At 49.8% G+C, this 10,964-nt stretch carries 10 protein-coding genes; 2 read left to right on the forward strand and 8 right to left on the reverse strand.

Annotated features, from left to right (window positions below):
• Window positions 1-186: 186 nt before the first annotated feature.
• Window positions 187-1,071 carry a LysR substrate-binding domain-containing protein gene (locus MHN01_RS06910; RefSeq protein WP_239410645.1) on the reverse strand — a complete coding sequence of 295 codons (885 nt, stop codon included), beginning with the start codon at window positions 1,069-1,071 and terminating at the stop codon, window positions 187-189.
• A gap of 192 nt (window positions 1,072-1,263) precedes the next feature.
• Between MHN01_RS06910 and MHN01_RS06915 the strand changes: the two genes are divergently transcribed.
• Window positions 1,264-1,974: an aspartate/glutamate racemase family protein gene (locus tag MHN01_RS06915; RefSeq protein ID WP_239410646.1), complete on the forward strand. Its 711-nt coding sequence runs from the start codon at window positions 1,264-1,266 to the stop codon at window positions 1,972-1,974.
• Between the two features lie 100 nt (window positions 1,975-2,074).
• On the forward strand, window positions 2,075-2,203 hold the full coding sequence (locus MHN01_RS24510; RefSeq protein ID WP_255725085.1) for a hypothetical protein: 129 nt from the start codon (window positions 2,075-2,077) through the stop codon (window positions 2,201-2,203).
• 67 nt (window positions 2,204-2,270) lie between these two features.
• On the opposite strand, the gene MHN01_RS06920 is transcribed toward MHN01_RS24510, so the two are convergent.
• From MHN01_RS06920 to mukB, 7 genes are all read right to left on the reverse strand, one after another.
• Complete coding sequence (locus tag MHN01_RS06920; RefSeq protein ID WP_239410647.1) at window positions 2,271-2,708, reverse strand: group II truncated hemoglobin; 438 nt, start codon at window positions 2,706-2,708, stop codon at window positions 2,271-2,273.
• Between the two features lie 181 nt (window positions 2,709-2,889).
• On the reverse strand, window positions 2,890-5,370 hold the full coding sequence (gene torA / locus MHN01_RS06925; RefSeq protein WP_239410648.1) for a trimethylamine-N-oxide reductase TorA: 2,481 nt from the start codon (window positions 5,368-5,370) through the stop codon (window positions 2,890-2,892).
• A 21-nt stretch (window positions 5,371-5,391) separates the two neighbouring features.
• Window positions 5,392-6,576 (reverse strand): pentaheme c-type cytochrome TorC, encoded by a 1,185-nt coding sequence (gene torC, locus MHN01_RS06930; protein ID WP_239410649.1) that lies wholly within the window; start codon window positions 6,574-6,576, stop codon window positions 5,392-5,394.
• A 38-nt stretch (window positions 6,577-6,614) separates the two neighbouring features.
• Entirely contained in the window at window positions 6,615-6,788 is a 174-nt protein-coding gene (locus tag MHN01_RS06935) for a periplasmic nitrate reductase, NapE protein (RefSeq protein ID WP_239410650.1), read from the reverse strand.
• A 297-nt stretch (window positions 6,789-7,085) separates the two neighbouring features.
• On the reverse strand, window positions 7,086-7,871 hold the full coding sequence (locus tag MHN01_RS06940) for a tetratricopeptide repeat protein (protein ID WP_239410651.1): 786 nt from the start codon (window positions 7,869-7,871) through the stop codon (window positions 7,086-7,088).
• A 325-nt stretch (window positions 7,872-8,196) separates the two neighbouring features.
• Window positions 8,197-9,234 carry a DUF4382 domain-containing protein gene (locus tag MHN01_RS06945; protein WP_239410652.1) on the reverse strand — a complete coding sequence of 346 codons (1,038 nt, stop codon included), beginning with the start codon at window positions 9,232-9,234 and terminating at the stop codon, window positions 8,197-8,199.
• Between the two features lie 294 nt (window positions 9,235-9,528).
• The coding region (mukB, locus tag MHN01_RS06950) for a chromosome partition protein MukB (RefSeq protein WP_239410653.1) at window positions 9,529-10,964 on the reverse strand (1,436 nt) is incomplete at its 5' end.

Raw genomic sequence — 10,964 nt, forward strand, 5'->3', positions numbered from 1 at the left:
GGCCAAACCTGCCACCAAAAATAGCAGGGCAATAATATCGATGGAAAATTCCATTTAGTTGCGTCTCTTTACTGTCTGACTGAATGAGCGGAAAAGTTATCACTGTGGCCTGACGACGAATAGCGAAACATAGGACGATAATCTATTCCCATTTGGAATTGGTCAGAATATCTTCTCCTTTACCGGCTAGCGGCTTATCAAGGTACGAAGGGTCTGCCAGACCTGTTCGCCCGCAGGATGAAGCCGGGCTTGATATCGATAGGCATAATAGGTAATAGGCAACCTTAAATGTGGCTCTCCAACTACAGCGACTTTACCGCTCGCCAACTCTTCCTGTATGGCATAGTCAGGTAACCAGGCCACGCCCTGCCCCTGCAGTACCAGTACTTTTAGCAGGTCTGTCATTGATGACAAGAACACGGCCTTCAGGTTCACCTGATCTCGGATGGCTTCAACCTGTCGCCCCATATAAGAACTTGGGCTATAGGCCAGCCAGGGAAGCTCCTTGTTATTACTGATTTGATAGAGCGGCTGACCATCGCTGTCGCATGCACAGACCGGTAGCAATTCAGCCTGTCCAATCTGCAAAGACTGGTATGGCGGCAACCTTAACAGCTCATCGTCAAAAGCCAGCAATATGTCACACCCCCCTTCCTGTAGCTCTTCAATCGCCTGATCAACATCAATGGCCTCAACACTCAATAACGGACTGTGCTTACCGGCCAGCAGCTTGGGCTGAATAGAAGGCACCAGATTGGTTGCCAGCGAGTGCGCTGCGGCAACGCGGACGATATTGCCGCCCAGCTTGGATAAATCCGACAACTGGCCAACGCCGTCCATCATTTGATTAATCAGGGTGCGGGCCGTGATCCGGAACAGACGGCCACTTGGGGTCAGGGCAACCGGAGTCTTGCTCCTGTCAATCAGTTCTGCGCCGACAGTCTGTTCCAGCGCTTTGATTCGACGACTAAAAGCGGGCTGGGTCACATTGCGAATCTGCGCAGCCTGCGAAAAATTCCGGACATCAGCGAGAGCGAGAAAATCTTCCAGCCACTTACTTTCTATATTCATAACTATTTGCGTAGTGAAAAAATGCAGTATAACGAAGCCGTATTATTAGACAGACATATTTCAACCACCAGTGATCACATTTTTGACAATTACCCATACCGATCAGGCATGACAGGCCCAGCAACGGCATTTCTCATCAAAATAACGCCGTCTTATAGTAAACACAGTTAAAAATACTGCAGGAATGAGAGCATGAGCAGAAAATTAGGAATTCTTGGTGGCATGGGGCCATTGGCAACGGTTGAATTTATGCAAAAGATTATTTCTCGAACACCTGCTCACAATGATCAGCAGCATATTCCAATGCTTGTTAGTAATAACCCGCAGATCCCGGATCGCACCGCTTACCTGATCAGCAATGGTGAAGATCCCTTCCCGGTACTGAAACAGGGAATGGAGCAGCTGCAACAGGCTGGCGCCGAATGCATTGTTATGCCCTGCAATACGGCTCATTACTGGTATCCCCGCCTGACCCAACTGTGTAATGTCCACACTATCAGCATTATCGACAGTGTCGTGAATGAAGCCAAAGAACGCCAATACCGTCAAGTGGGTGTACTTGCCACAACCGCAACCATGATGACTCGGATGTACCAGTCCAAACTGGCCCAGCAGCAGATCAATGCGCTCGAAACATCTGAGTCTGAGCAGCAGGCTGTTATGGATGGCATTTATGCCGTCAAAGCCGGCGACGTCGAACTCGGCAAGCAACTAATGCTGCCCGTATTTGAGGCAATGCTGGAGCGCGGTGCGGAAGCCGTCATCTTTGGCTGTACCGAAATTCCTGTTGCGCTGGCCGAGCAAACCCAGGCTCGTCCTGAGTGTTGTCTGGACTCACTCGATATCCTAGCCGAACAATGTATTCAATGGGCCCAGGAAGACGCTCCCGAGCTAGTCGCCTAGGCAAGCACTCCCGCTTCTTTGCCAATACAGTGCACCGACTGACTAGCTATAATTATTAATGCCACAACATAAAACCCGGCATTAGCTGAAGGCAGAAAATATGGCCAGTTTTGCCCGACATACGCTTAACCAAGCGAGAAGAATTCAGCCCTATGACTGGGATGAATTCGTCGAAAAGGCCATTGAAGCGATAGACGAGTTCTTTCGCCAACACTGGGACAATCCGTAACGGAAGCAATAAAAAAGTGGAGTAGCAATACTCCACCTTTTTAGCATCAATGAGCAACTGCTATGAGTTATCGATTCCGGCACATCTCAGCCGGAAATGATAACTGAACCATCACATAGCGCTTGAACACTTCCTCGTATCCCTGATCATCCAGGGCTTTTTGCATACAGAGCAGCCAGGCTTCTTTTTCAGCCACACCTATCGCCAGGTGGCGGTGAGCGCCGGGGATATTCATGCTGCCGTATTTTTCAGCATAGCGAGACGGACCTCCCATCCAGCCGACCAGAAATGTCGTCAGCTTTTCTCTTGATTCAGTCAGATCCTCGGCATGCATTGCCCGGATTATTTCGGCTTCTGGCAGAGTATCCATATACTCATAGAACGCATCGACCAGCTTTTTCACACCCGCTTCGCCACCAGCCGCTTGCAGGGTACTGTCTCCAACACCGTATACAGGTGCCGTGGGTTTACTTATTGCGGAAATATCTTGTTGTTGAGGCTTCATGTTACTTCTTACTACTTACTACTTACTACTTATAATTGGTGTAAATTCAATACTTGTTTATTGTATAGCAAGGCTTACCGCCATCATAAATAGAATGATCACAGAACGGTGCCCTCGCCAGAATCAATCAAGCAGCCATCGGTAAAGAGCCACCACACGGTAGCTCTTACCGACATGGTAATCAGCTCTCGTAAATCGGACCACCAAACGAAGTAACAGGTGGCGCCTCGCCTTTAAATTTCTCCATTTCAACCACTACCGTATTGGCACTGATCGCCTGGGCCAATTCCGACGAGCCGATATCCATCGTCAAAGTGTTAGGATCACCATAGGTATCAATCGCCCCCACCTTTTCGTTCAACGGCCCGTACCAAGCACCTTCATGGATACGAACCACTCCGGGTGGATAATCATTCGATACCCGGGCACCAGCCAGCAGTTGGCCGCGATCGTTATACACCCGGACCAGATCGCCGTCACTTATTCCGCGCTGCTTGGCATCTTCAGGGCTGATATAAATGGGTTCCCTACCCTGAACGGCATAGGTTGCCCGGTACTCTTCCGACTCACACATCTGAGAGTGCAAACGCTGATCGGGATGGCAAGACTGAAGCCAGAGCGGGAACTTGTCTGATTTCGGACCACCGTGAGAACGCTCCGCCTTTTCAAACCACATCGGGTGTCCCTGACAGTGCTCATAACCAAAGCGGTCGATTTTACGGCTGAAGATCTCGATAAAGCCCGACGGTGTCCCCAGCGGATTGATTTCAGGGTCCTGACGGAAATCGGCATGACGAATGAAGTTCTTGCCTTCCCCGAAATCGACTACGCCATCCGCCCAAAACTGATCAAACTCCGGCATTTCGAAGTTTGCCTTGTTGGCCTCGCGGCATTCATCATAGAGCTGTCTTACCCACTCCATTTCATCCATGCCGCGGGTAAATTCCTTGTGGCGGCCAAACCGACGACAAAGCTCGGTAAAGATTTCAAAATCCGTCTTCGACTGATATAGCGGATCTACCAGCTTGTGCATAGCCAAAATACCGGATGCCGAATAAGCACCATAGAGATCAATATCGTTGCGTTCAAACTGGGTACAGGCCGGCAACACAATATCAGAAAAGCGGCAAGTTGCCGTCCAGGCAAACTCAATGGTCACTACGGTCTGCAGCTTTTGAAAAGCCGTTTTCATCCGGTTCCTGTCCTGGTGGTGATGCCAGGGGTTACAGCCACTGACTACCAGCATTTTTGTCTCGGGCAGCTTAACTTTGCTGCCGTTGTAGTTGATCTCCTTGCCTGGCTCTAAAATCGCATCGACCCAGCGCGCCACGGGGATAGTACTGCTGTAGCCCTTAAAGTCATCATTATCCCACTTGGGCTTTTTACCCTCATCAAGGTTTCGTGGAAAGCCGCCCGGCCCCGACGCGCCAGTCGGAGGAATTCCGACTCCGCTGTAATGATGAGAGTACGATACACCACCGCCAGGCAAACCGATTTGTCCCAACATCGCCGCTATGACAGCCCCCATCCAGTAAGGCTGCTCACCATGCTGCTGACGCTGAATAGCCCACCCGAAGATCAGCTGCGTCCGATCTTTGGCCATCAGCCGTGCCAGCTCCCGGATTTGATCGGCCTTCACACCGCAAATCGGCTCGGCCCATTCCGGTGTCTTTTCGACTTTGTCTTTAGTTTCACCCTGTACATAAGGGATGAACTTATCAAAACCCAGGGCATAGGTCTCGATGAACTTTTTATCGTAGAGCTCCTCTTTATACAGGGTATGGGCAATGGCCAGCATCAGCGGCAAATCCGTTTGTGGATTCACATAGAGTTGATCACAACCAAGGTAATTCTGGGTTTTCGAGCGTACCGGATCGATAGAGATCACTTTGATCTCGGCTTTCTCTATTTTGCCCTTCAGTTGCTCGTAATAGCCATAGGAGTCATGGGTCTCGCACTGCCAGCCTACCTGGGTATTCTTCACCGGATCATTGGCCCACAAAATAATCGTTTTGCTGTTGGCCAATATATCCGGCCATGAGGTTCCCTGTGCGTAAACCTCGGTCGACCCCAAGACATAGGGCAATATGGTCTGTCCGGCTCCGGTGGAATAATCACCAACCTTGGTCATAAAGCGGCCGTGCATACCGACTGCTCGCTGCATGTGGTTACCGCAGCTATGAAACTGGCCGGTTTGCCGCCATCCGGTCATCCCGGCATGAAGGGCCCATGGGCCGTAGTCTTTCTGGATCCGCTCCAGCTCCTGATAGAACAAATCCAGCGCCTCATCCCAGGTTACCCGGACAAAGCGATTATTGCCGCGCGTATCACCGCTGTACTTGTGCTTCTTCAGCCAGTTGAGGCGGACCATCGGGTAACGCACCCGCGACGGGTTGTAGATAATCCCCTTAATACCGTTGATCATATCCGTCGGATACTTGTCTCTTTCGAGCGGTTTTATTTCTGTAACCTTGCCGTTATATATATGGGCCCTGAATGCTCCCCAATGGGAACCCGATACCTTCCAGACCCCGTCAGCCGAATACGGTGATGCCTCTTCTGTAGCCGCTCTTGCTACCTGAGCAAGCAGGCTCGGACCAATAACAGACACAGCCGAGGTTGTCGCTAAACCTTTTAAAAACTTACGTCGACTTAATGACATGGTTTCTCCCTCACTTGTCTCTTAATGACCGCCATCAGAAAAATCTGATGAATGCTTCTGCAAATACTTCAGTACCAGCGCTTCACTATCATTATCCAGATTCACAAATGCCAGCATCCCGTTGAACATACCCGGCCAGGTATTGGCATCGAAGTGATTCTCGGCAGGCTGGGTATGACAGACACTACAGTTGTCTTTGTAAGCAGGCCCTGCTACCGCCCAAATCTCTTCGACATCCGCCATCAGGGATTCTTTCGGCATCCACAGCTTGACACTGATCCGCTGCCAGCCGAGACCAGTGAGATCATCTTCTTTCTCTTCGAATTTCTCGACCAGAGAATCACTCAATGCCACGTCTTTGCTCAGTGCCGCTGTCGGAATATTGAGGCCAAAATCTTCGTTAATCACCCGGCCAAACCCCTTGGTTTTACGCCAGCCCGCAATCTCAACCTGAATCGCACTATCCTTGACCTGCACCACTTTCACCTCAGAGGCCGGATTCAGCTGACCGCCGTCAACGGTCAGCGCCTCGTCTTCGTACATTGGCAAATAACGAACACTGAAATAACTCTCACCTTCCGAGTAACTGGTATTGTTGGCTTTCTGAACCAGCTCGGAAATCATACCGCCAGAGGCCTCCATGTTTCCTGGCAGCTCATGGGCGATCCCTTTATGACAGTCCATACAGCTCTGATCCCGCTCGGCGGCCTGTTTCATCTGAACATTAGCAAGATCGGACATTTCGTCCCACTTCATGCTATCGTAGTTATGACAGTTTTTGCACTCAAGCGAACCATTGGCCGAAAAACGTTTCCACTCGTGGTTGGCCAGCTCGAGCCGTTTATCAAGAAACTTCTCGCGGGTATTGATAGTGCCGAAAATAGCCCCGAACACTTCCTTGCTGGCCTGCATCTTACGAGCTATTTTATCTGTCCAATTATGGGGGACATGGCAGTCGGGACAGGTTGCCCTCACCCCTGAATGGTTTGACCAATGCACTGTCGCCTGCAGTTCCTCGTAAACGTTGTCGCGCATTTCATGACAACCGATACAAAACTTCTCGGTATTGGTAAACTCAAGCGCCGTGTTGAAGCCCCCCCAGAATATAATCCCGGCAATGAAGCCACCCAGGCTCAACACACCTAAACTAATATGCACTGCCGGACGCCAGAACGTCGCCCACAGTTTATTTATCAAGCTAATCATAAGACCACCTTTTCGTTAACTTAACTGCTGAGGGCGTATTAACCGTGGCCGGGGGGACCGATGAAAAATGCCTGCATTGCCCAGACAATAAAACCGTAGCCACCGACAAGGACAACGGACAGGATTGGGAAAAGAAAAATGACAATAAACAGGAAGGATTGCCACTCATATTTTGCTCTGTCTTTGGTATCAACAGGTTCTGAGTTATTCATTGCTAACATCCCATCGTTTTTATGGTTATCCCCTTCGTCTACAGCCAAAGAGGTAGTGCACCACAAAGTATAGTTAAGGATATCAATTGCACTTCGATACAATGATCCGCCCTGACTATTTACCCGAACAGCAAACGACGGCAAAAAAACGGTAGATAACAAAGAATGAACGTTAACAAGAACGGCTGCGGAATTAAGTAGCAGGCAGATTGAAATACGGTTAATCAGAAAGCAAAAAGCCCGCTTCAGAGAAGCAGGCTTTTAGAGTTTCAGTAGTCGGTTATTGTCAATATCCGATTATAGTGACGCCATGTAGATGGTCTGGCGCTGCTGATATAGCTTCAGGCGATTTTCAAATTTGGCATAACGCTGGGTGTTGGTTTCTTCCAGCTTTTCGATAGCCACTTCCTGGGCCTCGATAGCCTGGCGGAACTCACCGCATGCAGCATAGGCAGCGGCAAGATTGTCATAGTCACCCGCATCACCTGTTCCTGTGCGCTTCAGCACTTGCTTGGCCAGTTTCAGGGCACGTTCGCCATCACGCATACGCTCGTCTGAACACGTCGCATACAGCCATACCAAGTTACGCTTAGACTCTAGCGAGCCACCGTTGGACGCTTCGTTAAACCATTTAATCGCATTACCGCAGTCAACTTTTCCAGTAGCGCCTGATGCATAGTAGGCACCGAGCTCAACCATCGCTGGTACGTCACCTTCTTTGGCTGCTTCCATATACCACTGAACAGCACGAAGGTTATCTTTTGGCAGCACTTGACCCGCTTTAAACAGGTCGCCAATCATAGTCTTTACTTCCGGCATATCGACTGCCGCTTTTTCCAACCAGTACATGCCTTTCATCGGATCAGCTTTTAGGCCGTTTGAGCCTTCAAGATAAGCTCGTCCCAGAAAAAGCTGCATATTCTTATCACCCTGTTCAGCTTCTAGCTCGACATAATTCAAGGTTGATAACAGGTGATTCTCAGGAGATGTCGTTACAGAGGCCTGGGCTGTTCCGTAGCCGACTACAGCAAGGCCGAGCACGGCACCGAAAACAACTTTTTTAAGGGTCATTACTGCAGGCATATTAGGTTCTCTTTCATCTAGCTTCGTGGTGTTGATTGAAATCTATAGAAGTGATGATTAAAAAACAACCTGCAAAAGGTAGGCAATTATGACTGGAATGACCGACAATTTCGATTATTCGATGTCAGCTCAGAGAGTTATATTTAAAAATAGTTAGTAACGTATTGTTGATTATGAGAGATAGATCGTGTTCTTCCACCATATAAACTACCGATATATGCTTAACCAAAGCTGAATCTACAAAGATTATTCTGCTGTTACTATGATGGCAAAGCCGCCAGAGCTCGCTGACGGCTTCACTGCGCCACTGTTCGATGGCTCACAATTACAACGGTAGGTATTTGTCTTCACCACCGGCAAGTTGTTGATCGGTATACTTCGGCGAATCACCGTCCAGGTCGATATCCAGGTCAATCTGATCCGGCAAATCAAGCAGGCCATCACACACTAACACCACATCATAATTTCCCGCGGGAACGTATGGCATTGTGTAGTTGTTTTCTTCAGTGACCTTGGCCGTCATGGTCGGCGTGTATTCATTCGACCCGAGATCGCCGTACTTCTCCTGCTCATCATTGGATTCATAAAGATAGACATAGGCATTATCGGTTGTAGGACAAGACGAAAGGTCAATGTCACCAAAGATGCTACCTGATAGTTTTTCATTCAGCAGCTGAAATGCTTCTTGCTTGAACTTATAGGCGTTCTCAACCAGCTTAAACATACTCCTGAAGTCAAACGTCATCACAAACTTTTCAGGGGCATTGATATTGATATTCAAACCATCGAACGTCAGATCATCATCAATCACCTTGTTATCGACCCAACTACCGACGTAGGAGTAAGGCACTCCCATAAATTCATCAATAGGTACATTAACAGGTAAATCATCAAGGAATTCGTATTCACCCCTTGCAAGTGACAGTGCCATGCTGACATATTCACCGACAGGAACCAGTTGCTCCGAAATCAGGTCAACCAGATCAACACCGGTGATATCATGCAGATCGATCACGATAAACTTCGGTGTTCCGTCATCGTAAACCGGGATCTCCGAACCCTCAGGAATACATTGCTCGGAGCTTTTAACTTCTCCGTTCATGCTTCTTGTGGTCCATTCGACAATCTCGCCAGCCAGGTTGGTTAACTTGACACTCTGAATTGCCACACACGCCTGCAGCTGATCGCCGTCATCCGGCACTTCAGGCACTTCTGTTGGTGGTTTTGACACCCCTACTGAAACCGGAGCTTCTCCTCCGCTTCCCGAACCCGGGGTTGCATTTGCCGAACCTGAATCCCCAGACGAGCCTCCGCACCCAGCCACCACAAACGTGGCGAGCATCGTTAATATTATATTTCTCATCTCTACACCCCTACGACAATGTATAAATTGGCCGTGACCAAACGCATTCGCGGGCCGCCGCTCAGTTTGGCTTGTTATTCTGAATGGCCGATTCCAACAGTTAAAATTTTAGAGGCTAATAGCACCGCAAATAATTTATCGGTAACGTAATTAAGTAATGAGATGAGGTTCTTAGTAACAAGACATAAGGTCAAAAATGAACCTGAGCAGACAAGGAAATCAATAAAAATGTGCCATAAAAAAAGACCGGATACCTCCGGTCTTCTCATAAGTTATTTGGCTTGGCTGCGTCGGTTACGCTAGGTCAAGCTCGAGCATTTCCTGAATATTGCCCTGGGATTTCGGCTCCTGGCCAAAACCGCGTAAGCCAACCACATGAACGTGCTCACGATCTTTGAAGATCTTACGAACCAGTTTGTAGGTGGTGCCTTTTTCAGGGCTGATATTCTCCGGAGCCGCAATCAACAGCTGCATGTCCAAGCGCTCACACAGCTCGAACAATGTAGCGATAGACTTTGCATCCAGTCGGGCAGCCTCATCGAGGAACAACAGACGACACGGAATGATCTCTTTTCCGCGCAGACGACGAGACTCTTCTTCCCAGCTCTGGACAACCATTAGCAGAATGGCCTGGCCCGTACCGATGGCCTCACCGGTCGATAGCGCACCCGATTCAGCCTGCAGCCAGCCGTCTGTACCACGGTTAACTTCAATGCTGAGTTCAAGGTAATTACGGTAATCCAGCAGCTCCTCGCCCATGATCTGCGGCGAACGCTGACCCATTTCAATATGCGGGTTCAGACGCTGGAACAATTTGGCAATCGCTTCAGAGAACGTCAGGCGATGGTTGCCAAACAGATCCTGGTGCTGCTCCTGCTGCTCGGATAGTCCGCTCAGCAGCGCCTCATGGGTATCACGCACTTTGACATTCAGACGCACGCCTTTCACCTGACCAAAGCCGATATTCTGCAGGCCCTGGTTCAGCATGCGGATGCGATTCTGCTCACGTTGGATAGTCTTGCGAATAATATTCGCCACCGAGTCAGAACTGATCGCCAGACGCTGTTCGCGGGCTGTCAGTTCTTCGCTCAGACGAGCCAGCTCGACTTCCATCTCTTCGATCGCCTCGACCGGATCATCAGTACGAATAATATCGTGACGGATACGCTCGCGAAGATGCTGGTAGACGGCAATATAGAACAGAACCTTACGCTCAGGACGCGAGACATCTTCCGAGGCACGCAGCGCATCACGCAATTCCTCGTTATCGGCCACTGCCAGACGCAATGCACCCAGCGACTTATCCGATAGCGAGCGCAGATCGTCGGCAGACATGTAAGCCATCTCGCGACGGTGCAGGCGACGTTCGACATCGCTTTCGCGCGCCAGACGCAACACCGCACACCAACCGGCCTTGGCGGTTACGACCAGCTTACGGATTTCCTGATATTCCTTACCAACCTTGCGCAGACGCTTAACCAGCGCTTTCATTTCCAGCTCCACCGAGGTGATGGCTTTTTCCAGCTGGCTGCGACGGGTACGGGAGCTATGCAGACGCTCGTTCAGCTCGTCACGTCGCAGGCGGGCACGTTCTTCGGCTTCGAGATCAGCTCGGACACCCAGCTCCTGCAGTTCGCGTTCAAACTCCTGAACCGTTTCCAGCTTCGCCTGATGCGAGCTCTTGAGCGATGCCATCAGCTGATTGTACTGGTTGGCCTGGGCACGTAGAT

This window comes from Photobacterium sp. OFAV2-7, from assembly GCF_022347985.1.
GTDB lineage: Bacteria > Pseudomonadota > Gammaproteobacteria > Enterobacterales > Vibrionaceae > Photobacterium.